General features: G+C 58.6%; 14 protein-coding genes. 4 read left to right on the plus strand and 10 right to left on the minus strand.

The genetic code is table 11. The features are described 5' to 3' along the window. Positions 1-62 precede the first annotated feature (62 nt). Positions 63-3,500, plus strand: a complete 3,438-nt coding sequence (gene mfd / locus HBN63_RS07965) for a transcription-repair coupling factor (protein ID WP_170049035.1) — start codon at positions 63-65, stop codon at positions 3,498-3,500. Positions 3,501-3,511: 11 nt separating this feature from the next. Next, the gene (locus HBN63_RS07970; RefSeq protein ID WP_160084932.1) at positions 3,512-4,051 is read left to right on the plus strand and encodes a CsiV family protein; all 540 of its coding nucleotides are present in this window, start codon (positions 3,512-3,514) and stop codon (positions 4,049-4,051) included. Between the two features lie 62 nt (positions 4,052-4,113). Here the strand turns inward: HBN63_RS07970 and HBN63_RS07975 are convergent, their stop codons facing one another. From HBN63_RS07975 to HBN63_RS07990, 4 genes are read right to left on the minus strand one after another with little or no spacing between them, the layout of a single operon-like run. Further along, positions 4,114-4,851 (minus strand): S-methyl-5'-thioinosine phosphorylase, encoded by a 738-nt coding sequence (locus HBN63_RS07975; protein ID WP_160084933.1) that lies wholly within the window; start codon positions 4,849-4,851, stop codon positions 4,114-4,116. Positions 4,852-4,861: 10 nt separating this feature from the next. After that, the gene (gene nagZ, locus HBN63_RS07980) at positions 4,862-5,860 is read right to left on the minus strand and encodes a beta-N-acetylhexosaminidase (RefSeq protein ID WP_170049036.1); all 999 of its coding nucleotides are present in this window, start codon (positions 5,858-5,860) and stop codon (positions 4,862-4,864) included. A 21-nt stretch (positions 5,861-5,881) separates the two neighbouring features. Beyond that, complete coding sequence (locus tag HBN63_RS07985; protein ID WP_170049037.1) at positions 5,882-6,406, minus strand: L,D-transpeptidase; 525 nt, start codon at positions 6,404-6,406, stop codon at positions 5,882-5,884. A gap of 47 nt (positions 6,407-6,453) precedes the next feature. After that, positions 6,454-7,161, minus strand: coding sequence for a TetR/AcrR family transcriptional regulator (locus HBN63_RS07990; protein ID WP_170049038.1), 708 nt, complete (start codon positions 7,159-7,161; stop codon positions 6,454-6,456). Positions 7,162-7,433: 272 nt separating this feature from the next. Here HBN63_RS07990 and lexA point away from each other — a divergent pair, with 272 nt between their 5' ends. Continuing rightward, entirely contained in the window at positions 7,434-8,045 is a 612-nt protein-coding gene (gene lexA, locus HBN63_RS07995; protein ID WP_160084936.1) for a transcriptional repressor LexA, read from the plus strand. Positions 8,046-8,055: 10 nt separating this feature from the next. Further along, on the plus strand, positions 8,056-8,532 hold the full coding sequence (gene sulA, locus HBN63_RS08000; protein WP_160084937.1) for an SOS-induced cell division inhibitor SulA: 477 nt from the start codon (positions 8,056-8,058) through the stop codon (positions 8,530-8,532). A 103-nt stretch (positions 8,533-8,635) separates the two neighbouring features. Here sulA and HBN63_RS08005 read toward each other — a convergent pair whose 3' ends face one another. From HBN63_RS08005 to fadB, 6 genes are all read right to left on the minus strand, one after another. Further along, positions 8,636-8,869: a hypothetical protein gene (locus HBN63_RS08005; protein WP_090238248.1), complete on the minus strand. Its 234-nt coding sequence runs from the start codon at positions 8,867-8,869 to the stop codon at positions 8,636-8,638. Between the two features lie 78 nt (positions 8,870-8,947). Beyond that, positions 8,948-9,466, minus strand: coding sequence for a DUF6586 family protein (locus tag HBN63_RS08010; protein ID WP_170049039.1), 519 nt, complete (start codon positions 9,464-9,466; stop codon positions 8,948-8,950). A gap of 82 nt (positions 9,467-9,548) precedes the next feature. Beyond that, a complete protein-coding gene (gene topA / locus HBN63_RS08015) occupies positions 9,549-12,158 on the minus strand; it encodes a type I DNA topoisomerase (protein WP_170049040.1) in 2,610 nt (869 codons plus the stop codon). 125 nt (positions 12,159-12,283) lie between these two features. Further along, positions 12,284-12,520, minus strand: coding sequence for a DUF1653 domain-containing protein (locus HBN63_RS08020; RefSeq protein WP_090387350.1), 237 nt, complete (start codon positions 12,518-12,520; stop codon positions 12,284-12,286). An 86-nt stretch (positions 12,521-12,606) separates the two neighbouring features. After that, complete coding sequence (fadA, locus tag HBN63_RS08025; protein WP_090248066.1) at positions 12,607-13,782, minus strand: acetyl-CoA C-acyltransferase FadA; 1,176 nt, start codon at positions 13,780-13,782, stop codon at positions 12,607-12,609. 30 nt (positions 13,783-13,812) lie between these two features. Then, positions 13,813-15,960 carry a fatty acid oxidation complex subunit alpha FadB gene (gene fadB, locus HBN63_RS08030; RefSeq protein WP_090248067.1) on the minus strand — a complete coding sequence of 716 codons (2,148 nt, stop codon included), beginning with the start codon at positions 15,958-15,960 and terminating at the stop codon, positions 13,813-13,815. Between the last annotated feature and the right edge of the window lie 69 nt (positions 15,961-16,029).

The raw sequence follows: 16,029 nt of genomic DNA on the forward strand, positions 1-16,029 counted from the left end.
CTGACACCACACATAAACGCCCGCTACAATCGGCGACCTTGTGTCCTGACCGTGAGCCGCCCGTGCCTGTACTGCGTCTACCGTCCCTGCCGGCCACTGCCGGCAAACAACACTGGGGCAACCTGCCCGGTGCCGCGCTGAGCCTGGCAATTGCCGAAGCCGCCAGCAATGCTAAACGCTTCACCCTGCTGCTGACTGCCGACAGCCAGAGTGCCGAGCGCCTGCAAGAGGAGCTGAGTTTTTTCGCTCCGGAGTTGCCGGTGCTGCATTTCCCCGATTGGGAAACCCTACCCTACGACCTGTTCTCACCGCACCAGGACATCATTTCCCAGCGGATTGCAGCGCTCTATCGCCTGCCGGAGCTCAAGCACGGCGTATTGGTAGTGCCGATCACGACCGCCCTACACCGCCTAGCGCCGAAACGCTTTCTGCTTGGCAGCAGCCTGGTCATGCAAGTCGGCCAGCAGCTCGACGTCAACCAGATGCGTGGCAACCTCGAAGCAGCCGGCTACCGCTGCGTTGACACGGTTTATGAACACGGCGAGTTTGCTGTGCGCGGCGCACTGATTGACCTGTTCCCAATGGGCAGCAGCCAGCCGTACCGCATCGATCTGTTCGATGATGAAATTGAAACCCTGCGCACCTTCGACCCGGAAACCCAGCGCTCCATCGACAAGGTCGAGTCGATCAAGCTGCTGCCTGCGCGCGAGTTTCCGCTGGAAAAGAAAGCCGTCACCGATTTCCGCGGACGATTTCGCGAGCGCTTCGATGTAGATTTCCGCCGCTGCCCCATCTACCAGGACCTCAGTACAGGCATCACACCGGCCGGTATCGAGTACTACCTGCCGCTGTTCTTTGAAGAGACCGCCACCCTTTTCGACTACCTGCCGGCCGATACTCAGGTGTTTTCCCTGCCCGGCATCGAAAAAGCCGCCGAACAGTTTTGGGTGGATGCACGCAGCCGCTATGAGGATCGCCGCGTCGATCCGGAACGCCCACTGCTGCCGCCCGCGGATATCTTCCTCCCGGTGGAAGACTGCTTCGCCCGCCTGAAAAACTGGCCGCGCGTGGTGGTCAGCCAGGATGACATCGAAGAAGGCGTCGGCCGCACCCGCTTCGACGCCAACCCACTTCCCGACCTGGCAATCCAGGCCAAGGCCGGTGAGCCGCTGGCAGCATTGCGGCGCTTTATCGAGGAATACCCCGGCCGCGTGCTGTTCTGTGCCGAGTCTGCCGGACGACGCGAAGTACTGCTGGAACTCCTTGCACGCCTCAAGCTCAAGCCGAACGAATTCGAGAGCTGGCCGGCGTTCACGGCCAGTAAGCAGCGCCTGGGTATCTGTATCGCCCCGCTGGATGACGGTCTGCTGCTTGAAAACCTGGCCCTGGTAGCCGAAAGCCCTCTGTTCGGTCAGCGTGTGATGCAACGCCGGCGCCGCGAAAAATCGCGTGATGGCGGCGACAACGTCATTAAAAACCTCACCGAACTACGCGAAGGCGCACCCGTGGTGCACATCGACCATGGCGTCGGCCGTTACCTGGGCCTGGTGACCATGGAATTCGACGGCCAGGCCGCCGAATTCCTCGCCCTGATGTACGCCGAGGAAGCCAAACTCTACGTCCCGGTCGCCAGCCTGCACCTGATTGCCCGCTACACCGGCAGCGATGATGCCCTTGCCCCACTGCACCGCCTCGGCTCGGAAACCTGGCAGAAAGCCAAACGCAAGGCCGCCGAACAGGTGCGCGATGTCGCCGCTGAACTGCTCGACATCTATGCCCGACGCGCTGCCCGTGAAGGCTATGCCTTTGCCGACCCGAAGGCCGATTACGCCACCTTCAGCGCCGGCTTTCCCTTCGAGGAAACACCTGACCAGCAAGCCGCCATTGAAGCCGTCTACAGCGATATGCTCACTGCAAAACCGATGGACCGCTTGGTGTGCGGCGATGTCGGCTTCGGTAAGACTGAAGTGGCCATGCGCGCCGCATTCATTGCCGTACATGGTGGCAAACAGGTAGCCGTGCTGGTTCCCACCACCCTGCTCGCCCAGCAGCATTACAACAGCTTCCGTGACCGCTTCGCCGATTGGCCGGTCAAAGTCGAGGTGATGAGCCGCTTCAAGAGCTCCAAAGATGTCAGTGACGCGATGCAGCAACTGGCAGAAGGCAAAGTGGATATCGTCATCGGCACGCACAAGCTGCTGCAGGACGACGTCAAGTTCAGCAACCTGGGGCTGGTGATCATCGACGAAGAGCACCGCTTCGGTGTCCGCCAAAAAGAACAGCTGAAAACCCTACGCAGCGAGGTGGATATCCTCACCCTCACTGCCACGCCCATTCCGCGCACCCTGAACATGGCCGTGGCGGGCATGCGTGATCTGTCGATCATCGCCACGCCGCCGGCGCGGCGCTTATCAGTGCGCACCTTCGTCATGGAGCAGAACAACCCGACGATTAAAGAAGCCCTGCTGCGCGAACTGTTGCGCGGCGGTCAGGTGTACTACCTGCACAACGATGTGAAAACCATCGAGAAGTGCGCCGCCGACCTGGCTGAACTGGTGCCCGAGGCGCGTATCGGCATTGGCCACGGGCAAATGCGCGAGCGCGAGCTGGAACAGGTGATGGGTGACTTCTATCACAAGCGCTTCAACGTGCTGATCGCCTCGACCATCATCGAAACCGGGATCGACGTGCCGAGCGCCAACACCATCATCATTGAGCGCGCTGACAAGTTCGGCCTGGCCCAGCTGCACCAGTTGCGCGGTCGTGTTGGCCGCAGCCACCACCAGGCCTATGCCTACCTGCTGACTCCACCACGCAAACAGATGACCGACGACGCGCAGAAGCGCCTGGAGGCCATCAGTAACGCCCAAGACCTTGGCGCCGGCTTCGTCCTGGCCACCCATGATTTGGAAATTCGTGGCGCCGGTGAGTTGCTCGGTGATGGCCAAAGCGGTCAGATCCAAGCAGTCGGTTTCACCCTGTACATGGAAATGCTCGAACGCGCTGTGAAGTCCATCCGCAAAGGTGAGCAACCCAACCTCGACCAACCGCTTGGCGGCGGCCCTGAGATCAACCTGCGCGTGCCGGCATTGATCCCCGACGACTACCTGCCTGACGTACACGCACGACTGATCATGTACAAACGCATTGCCAACGCCGCTGACGAGGATGGCTTGAAAGAGCTGCAGGTGGAGATGATCGACCGCTTCGGCCTGCTGCCGGAGCCGACCAAGAACTTGGTACGCATCACCCTGCTGAAATTACAGGCAGAAAAGCTTGGCATCAAAAAAGTCGACGCGGGCCCGCAAGGTGGCCGCATCGAATTCACTGCCGACACCTGCGTCGACCCACTGACGCTGATCAAGCTGATTCAGGGTGCACCGAACCGCTACAAGTTCGAAGGTGCGACGCTGTTTAAATTCCAGGTGCCGATGGAGCGCTCGGAAGAACGATTCAACACACTCGAAGCGCTGTTCGAGCGCCTGACTCCCTCTACATAAAGGATTACCCCATGCGCGCACTCCGCAACCTGGCCCTGCTGCCGCTCATTCTACTGAGCCTGCTCAATAGCACTGCCGCCCTGGCTGAAAGCCTCTACCAGGTTGAAGTCATCGTATTCCGCCAGGCCGCCACGCCGATTTCCGCCGGCCAATTGCCACCCGATAACTGGGCACAGAATGCGCTGCCAGTAGACGGTAGCAACAGTCGCACACCGGCATTGAATGCCGAAGCCGGCAAACTCAACCCGTCGAACGGCTATGAGGTTCTGCTGCACAAAGCTTGGGCCCAAAGCCTGGGTGAATCGATCAGCCGCGTCGCTATCAGCGCCGGCGACGAGCAGTTCGGTCACTTCCCGATCGAAGGCACCATCGGCCTAAAAGGTGGCCGCGTGATCGAACTAGAGAGCGACATCTGGGTTAATCAGATCGACACCAGTGGCACCATCGCGGACAGCGAACGCATCAAACAAAGCAGTCGCCTGACCAGCGGCGAATTAACCTTTGTGGATAATGGCAGCCTGGGCATGCTGATTCGCGTCAGCCCGCTCTGAACAGTCAGGCATAAAAAAGGGCCGCATTATGCGGCCCTTTTTTGTGAATGCAGGGTGACCAGCTAACTGGTCAGCACCCGTGCTAGCACGGCCTTGACCGTCCCCATCCCCTCTTCCAGGGCGCGCTCGATTTCCGCCATGGTGATCAGCGCACGGGACTTGCCAGCGGCCGGGTTTACCACTAGCGCCAGGCAGGCGTAGGGCAAAGCCAGCTCACGGGCCAGTACCGCTTCCGGCATTCCCGTCATGCCGACTATGTCGCAACCATCGCGCTCCATTCGTGCGATTTCCGCAGCGGTTTCCAGGCGCGGGCCCTGGGTACAGCCGTACAGCCCATGATTGCTGAACGCACAGTGTTCGGCAGTCAGTGCATTGGCCAGCTTGGTGCGCAGCCCAGCGTCATAGGGATGGCTGAAATCTACATGGGTGACATGTTCCAGCTCACCCTCAAAATAGGTGTGCTCACGCCCGTAGGTGTAATCGATGATCTGGTGCGGCAGGCAGAAGTGCCCGGTGCCCATGGCCGAGTGAATACCGCCCACCGCGTTCACCGCGATGATGGCCTTGGCCCCTGCCTCACGCAGCGCCCAGAGGTTAGCGCGGTAGTTAACCTGATGCGGCGGGATGCGGTGCGGATGCCCGTGACGTGCGAGGAACAACACCTCGCGGCCGGCATAGTCGCCCTTGAGCACCGCCGCAGAGGGCGCGCCATAGGGCGTATCGATATGCAGCGCAGCCTTGATGGTCAGACCATCCAGCTTGGTCAGTCCCGTACCGCCGATAATCGCGTAAACCGTCATCCCTAACTCCTCAGTCGATTAATTGCGCATCACGCAGACTGCCCAGCGCAGCCAACCAACGCGGGCTCTGCCGGTACTCAACCCCAGGAAACGCTTGCCGGCGCATGCGCGCCAAGCCTTTCGGCGGTTCCACCTTGAGACGCTGTAGGGCACTCAAGGCCAGCTCTGCCGCTGCCCGGTCGTTACATACAAGGCCCATGTCACAACCAGCAGTCAGCGCCGCCTCAATACGGCAAGCCGCATCACCCACCACATGGGCACCGGCCATCGACAGGTCGTCGCTGAAAATCACCCCATCAAAGGCCAGCTCCCCACGCAAAATTTCTTGCAACCAACGCCGCGAAAAACCGGCAGGCTGGCTGTCCACTTGAGGGTAGATCACGTGGGCGGGCATCACTGCAGCCAACTTCTGACTCAACAGGGCAAAAGGCTGTAAATCGACTGCACGAATCTGCTCTAAGCTGCGCTCATCCAAAGGGATGGCCACATGGGAATCTGCCTCAGCCCAGCCGTGCCCGGGGAAATGCTTGCCGGTGGCGGCCATACCCGCGGCGTTCATCCCGCGAATAAAAGCGCCGGCCAGCAAGGTCGCGCGCTGCGCATCGCCCTCAAAGGAACGGCTACCGACCACCGCACTGCGCTGATGATCGAGATCCAGCACCGGGGCAAAACTCAGGTCCAGCCCTGCGGCCAGCACTTCGGTCGCCATAACCCAACCGCACTGTTCGGCCAGATGCTCGGCATTGGGGTTATCGGCCAACGCACGCATCGCCGGTAAGCGCACAAAACCCTGACGCAGTCGCTGCACACGACCACCTTCCTGATCCACCGCCAGCAACAGGTCCGGACGAACCGCGCGAATCGCAGCGGACAGCTCACGCACCTGGCGCGGGTCTTCAATATTGCGGGCAAACAGAATCAATCCCGCCACCTGCGGCTGACGCAGGATCTGGCGATCTTCCGCGGTCAGCCAGGTGCCGGCGATATCCAGCATCAATGAACCTTGCATGGGTGAACTCACAACTCTTCCTTAAATAAGAGGCGCCGCTGCCCACTCGGGGCAGGCGGCCTCGTCAATCTGTACCGCACATTGAACAGGGACACGCGCAAAGAGTTCCAGCAGATCGCTGTTGCGCAGGCGCACACAGCCATGCGACAGCGCAACGCCCATAGGCTCGCTGTCCGGCGTACCGTGTATGTAGATATAGCGGCGAAAGGTATCGACAGCGCCCAGACGATTGCGTCCAGGCTCACAGCCGCTCAGCCAGAGAATGCGTGTGAGAATCCAGTCGCGACCAGGAAATTGCGCATGCAACTCCGACGACCAGACCTCACCGGTCCAACGCCGCCCACGCAATACAGCTGCTACTGGCAAACCCTCACCAATCTTCGCCCTGACCGTGTGCAAACCACGCGGCGTACAGCCAGACCCGTTACGTTCGCCAGCGCCATTCAGCGCAGTGGATACACTCAAACGCAGCTGCAGCTGCCCGTTGGCAAAGCCATACAGGCACTGATCAGCGAGGGAGATATGAAGAAGATCGAGATTCGCCATGGGCGGCTAGCTTAGCGGATCGCCTCCACCAAGCCCACCCATAGCGATCACGCTTTGCTGGGAACAGCAGGCGCTTTAGTACGTGGTTTGAGTTGAGCGCTGGCCAAAGCCTCATCAGCGAGGCCCGTTTCCGAACGCATGCCAGCGGCCAAAAATGGCACCATCAGGCGCATGACCTGCTCAATCGAGGTATTAACCCCAAAATCAGTTTCCGACATGGCCCGCAGGGCTTTGATCCCGGACATGCTGAACGCCGCCGCACCGAGCATAAAATGCACGCGCCAGAACAGTTCAAGCGGTGGGATGCGTGGAGCAGCCTCATGGACCAGCTGCATGTAGCGACGGAAGACCTTGCCGTACACCTCTTCGAGGTACTTGCGCAGGTGTCCTTGGCTCTGGCTAAAGGCCAATCCCAACAGACGCATAAAAATTGAAAGGTCATTACCACTGCGCGGTTTTACAGCCAGCGCCTGCTCAACGATTAGCTCAAGCAGCTCTTCGAGACTGACCTTGCTATCCGGCTTCGCCTGACGGCGGTCCAGCTCGCGCTCAAGGCTTACACAGAACGGTCCGAGAAAACGCGAGAACACCGCCTGAATCAGGGCTTTCTTTGAGCCAAAGTGGTAGTTCACCGCCGCCAGGTTGACCCCTGCCTTGCTGGTGATCAGGCGCAGCGACGTTTCGGCGAAGCCTTTCTCTGCAAAAAGCTGCTCTGCCGCATCAAGAATGCGTTCAACGGTTTCCGACTGGGCCATGACTCTTTTCATCTGAACAAACACTTGTTTGAAACATACGTTTCAGTCGCCCGCCTTGTCAAGCCGGGCAAACCATCTTGTGGCCGGGTGGTCACAGACATCCGTCAAGGATAAGCGCTAACCCTAGCTAGACGTCCCATAAGAAGCCTGAGTAACAGGGCACTGCAACACAAGGCATGAAGGTCAATTGAGTAGAGATCAGAACACAAGGATTGCCAATCGCCGATCACTGTATATAATCCCAGTCACTGTACAAAAAAACAGAGCCGACCATGCTAAAACTGACGCCGCGCCAAGCTGAAATTCTCGCTTTCATCAAGCAGTGCCTTGAAGACAACGGCTACCCGCCTACCCGAGCGGAAATCGCCTTGAAACTGGGCTTCAAATCCCCCAACGCAGCGGAAGAGCATCTCAAGGCCCTGGCTCGCAAGGGTGCAATCGAGATGACGCCTGGCGCTTCACGCGGCATCCGCATTCCAGGCTTCGAGCCTAATGCTGAAGAGGACGAAGGCCTACCGGTGATTGGCCGCGTCGCAGCAGGTGCGCCGATCCTGGCGCAGCAACATGTAGAAGAGTCCTGCAAGATCAATCCGGACTTCTTCCACCCCAAGGCTGATTACCTGCTGCGTGTACGCGGCATGAGCATGAAAGACATCGGCATATTCGACGGCGATCTGCTGGCTGTGCACACCACCCGTGAAGCCCGTAACGGGCAAGTAGTAGTGGCACGCCTCGACGATGAAGTAACGGTCAAACGATTCAAGCGTGAAGGCAACAAGGTCTGGCTGATTGCGGAAAATCCGGAGTTCGCGCCGATCGAAGTAAACCTGGAAGAACAGGACCTGATTATTGAAGGCTTGAGCGTCGGCGTTATCCGCCGCTAGTGGAGGATTTATGCAGTTCCCGCAATCACTGAACCGTACACAACTGCCTTTGTTCGATGCATTCCTGGCATCGACAGTGACACCATTATTTGCCGATAGCACTGAGCTAACCTGGCCGGATGATGAAACAGAGGCTTTCAGTGAGCTATCGCTGCGCGGGGCAGCTGGGCACTGCCTGAACCTTCTAGCGCCGATTTTGCGTGAACTTAGTGACAACCACGATGAACGCTGGCTGACCCTCATCGCGCCACCATCAAGCCTGACCCAAGCTTGGCTACGCGACGCGGGCCTGAACCGTGAACGCATCCTGCTGCTGCATCCCCGGGGTACACAAAGCCCGCTCGAACTGGCCCAGCAGGCCCTCATGCTAGGACGCAGCCACACCGTTGTCAGCTGGCTGCATCCACTTGAGCGTCAGGCGCGGCAACAGCTTGAGCAGGCTGCCCGACAGGGAAAGGCGCAAAGCCTAAATATCAGTTTGGGATAATTGGCCTCAGGTCGCACAAGGAGCGTGCGGCTTAGCCGAAAAGAGGTCTAGGCAACAAAACGCTGGCAGATCGTTGTAATTTCAGCCACCAAGAGAACTGCAATCAATGCAGAACCCGTGGCCCTTCTTCATGCTGAAAGTTATTTTCAGCTAATCGCCCCGCCATCTGCACACCTACATTGAGCATGGCTTTGGCCACCTCAACATGCTGCCCCTGCAGAAAGGCCTTGGCATCGGCAGAGAAATCCAGCACCACCAGTGATTCTTCATCCTCTGCACGACGCAGGGCGATACGCCCGTCGGGCAATTCTACAATTTCCAGGAATGATGTAGGCATTGGCTTAGCTCTCCACAATAGGCCGACAGTGTAACAGCCGACTCGGGCTCGCCCTAGTCCGCCGGTCCAATCAGCGCCTTACCACTCGCTCAGGGTTTCTCGAAACCGCTGCGCCAGAGCCTTCAGCTGCTGACGCCACGTCTCCAGCGTCTCCTGCGTCAACGGCATAACTTCTTCATCTAGGCTGACCGCGGTGATCAACGGTGTAGCGGGATCGACCTTAGCCTTCTTGCCAGCCTGCGGCGGCTGAAACAGCTCGGCATAAGCCTTGAGCAGCTGAGCAACCCAGCTGTCGGCGGACTGTGCCAGCTCGACCAGCTCACCCAGCTCCTGGCTAGGCGCCGCCTGCAACACGTCCTCAGTGAGAAAGCGTTCGGCCCGTGGCGCAGCGCTGTCCGGCAAGCGGTAGTAACCGGCAATCTCATGGCACAAGCCCAACAGAGCACCGTAGAGATGAAACAAAGCGGCCTCACGCTCAGCCTGGATCAAAGCCAAGGCATTCATGCTCTGGCTTTGTTCAGCCTTACGCCAGGACTCCAGCGCCAGGCCGACGTAGAAGATTTTTTGATTGGTGCGGGTATAGAGTTCATTGGCCATTGCGGCGCCCTCCATAACGGATTAGATAAGCATACGCGCGCCGGCCAGCGGCAAGCGCGCGTCGTGCTAAATCAGCTGTTGATCAGCTCTTGTCTTCGACTTTCCACTTGCCGCCATCATAGAACGCACGCCAGCCCGTCGGTTTACCGTCGACTTCGGTCTGCACGTACTGCTCTTTGGTCTTGCGGCTGTAACGGATCACCGCTGCGCGACCTTGCGGGTCTTTCTTCGGTGCATCACAAAGGAAGTGGTACTTGGGGTCGATCTCATCGCGGTGCGGAATCAGCTCGATCACTAACGGTGCACGGGTTTCGCGGTTTTTCGGGAACTGGCTGGCAGCCAGGAACAGACCCGAAGCGCCATCGCGCAGGATGTAGGTGTCGTTGACCTTCTCGCACTTGAGCTCCGGCATCTTCACCGGGTCCATTTTAGGTGGCGCCGCTTCACCGCTTTTCAGCAGTTTGCGGGTGTTCTTGCACTCGCTGTTGGTGCAACCGAAGAACTTGCCGAAACGACCGGTTTTCAGCTGCATCTGACTACCGCACTTGTCGCAGTCCAGGCTCGGTCCTTCGTAGCCCTTGATGCGGTACTGGCCCTGCTCTACTTCATAACCGCTGCAATCAGGGTTATTGCCGCAAATATGCAGCTTGCGGGTTTCATCGAGCAGGTAGGCGTCCATCGCGGTCGAGCAGATCGGGCAGCGGTGCTTGCCTAGCAGCACGCGCGACTCCGACTCGCCCTCATCGTCCGCAGCAATTTCGTCGCCCGGCACCAGGTTGACGGTAGCCTTGCAGCGCTCTTTCGGCGGTAATGCATAGCCGGAGCAACCAAGGAATACGCCAGTGGAGGCAGTACGAATAGTCATCGGCCGGCCGCAGTCACGGCAAGCGATATCGGTCAGCGTCGGCTGGTTGGCACGCATGCCGCCCTCGCCTGCTTCAGCCACTTCAAGTTTCTTCTTGAAGTCACCGTAGAACTCGTCGAGCACGTGCTTCCACTCACGCTCACCCTGGGCCACATCGTCCAGGTGCTCTTCCATGCCGGCGGTAAAGCCATAGTCCATCAGGTTGGAGAAGCTTTCAGCCAAACGCTCGGTGACGATGTCGCCCATCTTCTCCGAGTAGAAACGACGGTTGTGCAGCGCCACGTAGCCACGGTCCTGGATGGTGCCAATAATCGCTGCATAGGTCGACGGGCGACCGATACCGCGCTTTTCCATTTCCTTAACCAGGCTGGCTTCCGAGTAACGCGCTGGCGGCTTGGTGAAGTGCTGACTGGGGTCGAGCTTGACCAGTTTGAGCACTTCGCCCTGATTCATTTCCGGCAATACATCGTCATCGCCCGGCTTGCTCAGCTGCGGCAATGCGCGGGTGTAACCGTCAAACTTGAGAATACGGCCCTTGGCACGCAGTTCGAACTGCGCTGCCGTCACGGTAACCGTGGTCGACAGGTATTCAGCCGGCGGCATCTGGCAGGCCACGAATTGACGCCAGATCAACTCATACAGGCGCTCGGCGTCACGCTCCATGCCCGACAGCTGAGTCGGCTTGAGATTGACGTCGGAAGGACGGATCGCTTCGTGCGCTTCCTGCGCGCCTTCCTTGCTGCTGTAGGCAATCGGGTTGGCCGGCAGGTACTTCTTGCCGAACTCGCCTTCGATAAAGCCGCGCACCATGCTCACGGCGTCAGCCGAGAGGTTGGTCGAGTCGGTACGCATGTAGGTGATGTAACCAGCCTCATACAGACGCTGAGCCATCATCATGGTCTTCTTCACCCCAAAGCCCAGGCGGTTACTCGCGGCCTGCTGCAGGGTGGAGGTGATAAACGGCGCCGAAGGCTTGCTGCTGGTCGGCTTATCTTCACGCTTGCTGATGCTGTAACTGGAGGCTTTCAGCGTTGCCAGGGCCGCCATGGCCTGGGCCTCGTTCAGCGGCTTGAACGCAGCGCCGTTCTCACGGGCCACTTCAAAGCGCACATTGGCGCCTTTGGCGGTGCCCAGGTCGGCGTGCACTTCCCAGTATTCTTCCGGAACAAACGCGCGGATCTCTTTCTCACGCTCGACCACCAACTTCACGGCTACCGACTGCACACGGCCGGCCGACAAACCACGAGCGATTTTGGCCCACAGCAGTGGCGAAACCATATAGCCCACTACGCGGTCGAGGAAGCGCCGTGCTTGCTGGGCATTGACCCGGTTGATATCCAGCTCGCCAGGCTTGGAAAACGCTTCCTGGATGGCCTTCTTGGTAATTTCGTTGAACACCACGCGTTTGTAGCGGCTGTCGTCACCACCAATGGATTCGCGCAGGTGCCAGGCAATGGCTTCCCCCTCGCGATCCAAGTCGGTTGCGAGATAGATGGTGTCAGCATCCTTGGCCAAACGGCGCAGCTCTTCGACCACCTTCTCTTTGCCGGGAAGGATCTCGTACTTGGCTTTCCAGCCATGTTCGGGATCAACCCCCATGCGCGCGAACAATTGGCGCTTGGCTTTCTCCTTGGGCGACAGCGCCGGCACTTCACCTGCAGCGGCCTTGCCACGCTTGACCGGCTCTTTGGCGGTACTCGCCGAACCACTGGTGGGTAGGTCACGGATGTGGCCGATGCTCGACTTCACCACGTACTCGTTGCCCAAGTACTTGTTGATGGTCTTGGCCTTGGCCGGGGATTCCACGATGACCAGCGATTTGCCCATGGATTGGAAAATTCCTGAAATTCGGTAAATAAATGCGGGAGGCGCTGTACTGCCTGCTAGCGCGGCACCGCTATATATAGTGGTGGTCCGGCCGAGGTCAAGCGCAGCAGTGGCCCGATGTCAGCTCAAGGCCGAGTGAACAGTGCGGTTTCAGCCTGAATCAAAGCAAAGCGTGGAACCGTCTCGCCGTCCACCTCAACGCTTTCGCAGAACATCTCCAACGGCCTCACCCATAGGCCAAACTCGCCGTACAGCGCCTGATAGACCACCATCGCCTGTTCCGTTTCGGAATGCTGGGCTACGCCAAACACACGGTATTCAGGGCCTTTGTAGTGGCGGTAGAGGCCGGGCTGTAGCTGCATGGGTGAATTCCTTGAAGATTTTCTGCTGATAAACAAAAACCGGGGCACTGGGCCCCGGTTTTTTCCATCTCTTACACCGGTGAAGCTTAGAGGCGTTCGAAGACGGTGGTGATGCCTTGGCCGAGACCTACGCACATGGTCGACACACCGAAGGTGCCGCCATTCTGCTTCATTACGTTCAGCAGGGTACCGGAGATACGCGCGCCGGAACAACCGAACGGGTGACCCAGGGCGATCGCGCCGCCGTGCAGGTTGACCTTCTCTTCCATCTTATCGAGCACTTTCAGGTCTTTCAGCACAGGCAGGGCCTGGGCAGCGAAGGCTTCGTTGAGCTCGAAGAAGTCGATGTCATTGATGGTCAGGCCAGCACGCTTGAGGGCTTTCTGAGTCGACGGTACTGGACCGTAACCCATGATCGCTGGATCAACACCGGCCACTGCCATGGCACGAACCACTGCCATTGGCTGAATGCCAAGGTCTTGGGCGCGCTGGGCGCTCATGACGATCATGCAGGAAGCGCCGTCAGTGATCTGCGAGGACGTACCTGCAGTCACGGTGCCGCCTTTCGGGTTGAACGCAGGCTTCAGTGCAGCCAGGCTTGCCAAGGTAGTTTCCGGACGAATGGTTTCGTCGTAGTCAAAAACCTTCAGGAAGCCATTCTCGTCGTAGCCTTGCATCGGGATGATTTCATCCTTGAACTTGCCTTCAACGGTAGCTTTGTGGGCCAGACGGTGCGAACGCTCACCGAATGCGTCCTGCTGCTCACGGCTGATGCCATGCATCTTGCCGAGCATTTCAGCGGTCAGACCCATCATGCCCGAGGCCTTGGCTGCGTACAGCGACAGGTGCGGGTTTGGATCGACGCCGTGCATCATGCCAACGTGGCCCATGTGCTCCACACCGCCGATGACGAACACGTCACCGTTACCGGTCTGGATAGCCTGCACAGCAGTGTGCAGAGCGCTCATGGACGAACCGCACAGGCGGCTTACAGTCTGGCCAGCAGCGGTATGCGGGATCTGGGTCATCAGCGACGCCATGCGCGCGATGTTCCAGCCCTGCTCCAGGGTCTGGTTAACGCAGCCCCAGATCACGTCTTCCACTTCAGCTGGATCCAGCTTGGTGTTACGTGCCAGCACGCCGCTGATCAGGTTGGCCGACATGGTTTCGGCACGGGTGTTGCGATGCATGCCGCCCTTGGAACGACCCATCGGGGTACGACCGAAGTCGACGATGACTGCATCTCTAGGATTCAGGCTCATAAATTCACTCTCGCTCTAGTCTGTCCGCGATTAACCGAAAAACTTCTGGCCGTTAGCGGCCATTTCGCGAAGCTTGGCAGTCGGGGTGTACAGCGCGCCCAGCTCGGCGTATTTGTCGGCCAGGGCAACGAACTCGGCTACACCGACGGTATCGATGTAACGCAGTGCACCACCGCGGAACGGAGGGAAGCCGATGCCGTAGATCAGACCCATATCGGCCTCAGCTGCGGTATCAACGATGCCGTCTTCCAGGCAACGCACGGTTTCCATGCACAGAGGAATCATCATGAAGTTGATGATGTCTTCATCAGTCACTTCACGCTGCTCGGTCACGATGGACTTCAGCAGGTCGTAGGCAACCGGATCAGAAACCTTCTTCGGCTTGCCGCGCTTATCCATTTCGTAGGCGTAGAAACCTTTGCCGTTCTTCTGGCCCAGGCGATCTGCTTCATACATCACGTCAACCGCAGTACGACCTTCAACAGCCATGCGATCCGGGAAGCCTTCAGCCATTACGTCACGGCCGTGGTGACCGGTGTCGATACCGACTACGTCGGACAGGTACGCAGGGCCCATTGGCCAGCCGAACTTCTCCATGACCTTGTCGATACGCACGAAGTCCACGCCAAAACCTAGCAGCTTGGAGAAACCACCGAAGTACGGGAACAGCACGCGGTTAACCAGGAAGCCTGGGCAGTCGTTGACCACAACCGGGGTCTTGCCCATTTTCTTGGCGTAAGCAACGGTGGTCGCCACTGCTACGTCGCTGGACTTCTCGCCACGAATCACTTCAACCAGCGGCATCATGTGCACAGGGTTGAAGAAGTGCATGCCGACGAAATTTTCCGGACGCTTGAGGGCCTTGGCCAGCAAGTTGATGGAAATGGTCGAGGTGTTCGACGCGAGGATGGCGTCTTCTTTAACCACGCCTTCCACTTCAGCCAGCACGATCTGCTTGACCTTCGGGTTCTCAACCACGGCTTCGACAACGATGTCGACAGCGCCGAAGTCGCCGTAGGACATGGTCGGGCGAATAGCGGTGAGGGCTTCAGCCATCTTCGCCGGGGTCATACGACCTTTGGCAACACGACCGCCGAGCAGCTTGGAAGCCTCGGCCAGACCCATCTGGATACCCTCTTCACGGATATCCTTCATCAGGATCGGGGTGCCCTTGGAAGCGGACTGGTAGGCGATACCGCCACCCATGATACCGGCGCCGAGTACGGCAGCCAGTTTCACGTCTTTGGCGATTTCGTCGTACTGCTTGGCTTTCTTCTTCAGGTCCTGATCGTTCAGGAACAGGCCGATCAGGCTGGCAGCAACCGGGGTTTTAGCCAGTTTGACGAAGCCAGCAGCTTCCACTTCCAGCGCTTTGTCGCGACCGAAGTTGGCGGCTTTCTGAATAGTTTTGATCGCTTCAACCGGCGCTGGGTAGTTCGGGCCAGCCTGACCTGCAACGAAACCTTTGGCGGTTTCAAAGCACATCATCTGCTCAATCGCGTTGAGCTTGAGCTTTTCCAGCTTCGGCTGACGCTTGGCCTTGTAGTCCAGCTCGCCAGAGATGGCGCGCTTGATCAGGTCCAGGGCAGCGGCTTGCAGCTTGTCAGCGGCAACCACAGCATCCACTGCACCCATTTTCAGGGCGTCAGCAGCTTTGTTTTCTTTACCACCGGCAATCCACTCAACGGCGTTATCGGTACCGATAACGCGTGGCAGACGCACGGTGCCGCCGAAGCCTGGGTAAATGCCCAGTTTGACTTCTGGCAGGCCAACTTTGGCGCTTTCGGCCATGACGCGGTAATCCGCCGCCAGGCACATCTCAAAACCACCGCCCAGGGCGATGCCATTGATCGCTACCACGGTTGGAACATTGAGGTCTTCAAAATCACTGAAGATCTTGTTGGCTTCGAGGTTGCCAGCCACCAGCTCTTCATCCGGCAACTTGAAGTTGTCGACGAACTCGGTGATGTCGGCGCCGACGATAAATACGTCTTTGCCACTGGTGACAATCACGCCCTTGATCGAACCATCGGCCTTGATCGCATCAACAGATTGACGCAGTTCATTGAGGGTAAGACGGTTGAATTTGTTGACGGATTCACCCTTGAGGTCGAAATTCAATTCGACGATGCCACTCTCAAGAGCCTTAACCGTGATGGCTTTACCTTCGTAAATCATCAACTGATCTCCACGGTATGGAAGCTGAACAGTACACATCGGAGCCAACCAGCAAGCTACTCCACGGCA

The organism is Pseudomonas sp. WS 5011 (assembly GCF_012985775.1).
Classification (GTDB): Bacteria; Pseudomonadota; Gammaproteobacteria; order Pseudomonadales; family Pseudomonadaceae; genus Aquipseudomonas; species Aquipseudomonas peli.

Coding starts and splice junctions, on each gene's coding strand:
- topA (WP_170049040.1), bottom strand. CDS start 12,158: ATGGGCAAATCGCTGGTCATCGTGGAATCCCCGGCCAAGGCCAAGACC.
- fadA (WP_090248066.1), bottom strand. CDS start 13,782: ATGAGCCTGAATCCTAGAGATGCAGTCATCGTCGACTTCGGTCGTACC.
- nagZ (WP_170049036.1), bottom strand. CDS start 5,860: ATGCAAGGTTCATTGATGCTGGATATCGCCGGCACCTGGCTGACCGCG.
- fadB (WP_090248067.1), bottom strand. CDS start 15,960: ATGATTTACGAAGGTAAAGCCATCACGGTTAAGGCTCTTGAGAGTGGC.
- HBN63_RS08020 (WP_090387350.1), bottom strand. CDS start 12,520: ATGCAGCTACAGCCCGGCCTCTACCGCCACTACAAAGGCCCTGAATAC.
- HBN63_RS07990 (WP_170049038.1), bottom strand. CDS start 7,161: ATGGCCCAGTCGGAAACCGTTGAACGCATTCTTGATGCGGCAGAGCAG.
- HBN63_RS08005 (WP_090238248.1), bottom strand. CDS start 8,869: ATGCCTACATCATTCCTGGAAATTGTAGAATTGCCCGACGGGCGTATC.
- HBN63_RS07975 (WP_160084933.1), bottom strand. CDS start 4,851: ATGACGGTTTACGCGATTATCGGCGGTACGGGACTGACCAAGCTGGAT.
- lexA (WP_160084936.1), top strand. CDS start 7,434: ATGCTAAAACTGACGCCGCGCCAAGCTGAAATTCTCGCTTTCATCAAG.
- HBN63_RS07985 (WP_170049037.1), bottom strand. CDS start 6,406: ATGGCGAATCTCGATCTTCTTCATATCTCCCTCGCTGATCAGTGCCTG.
- HBN63_RS08010 (WP_170049039.1), bottom strand. CDS start 9,466: ATGGCCAATGAACTCTATACCCGCACCAATCAAAAAATCTTCTACGTC.
- sulA (WP_160084937.1), top strand. CDS start 8,056: ATGCAGTTCCCGCAATCACTGAACCGTACACAACTGCCTTTGTTCGAT.
- HBN63_RS07970 (WP_160084932.1), top strand. CDS start 3,512: ATGCGCGCACTCCGCAACCTGGCCCTGCTGCCGCTCATTCTACTGAGC.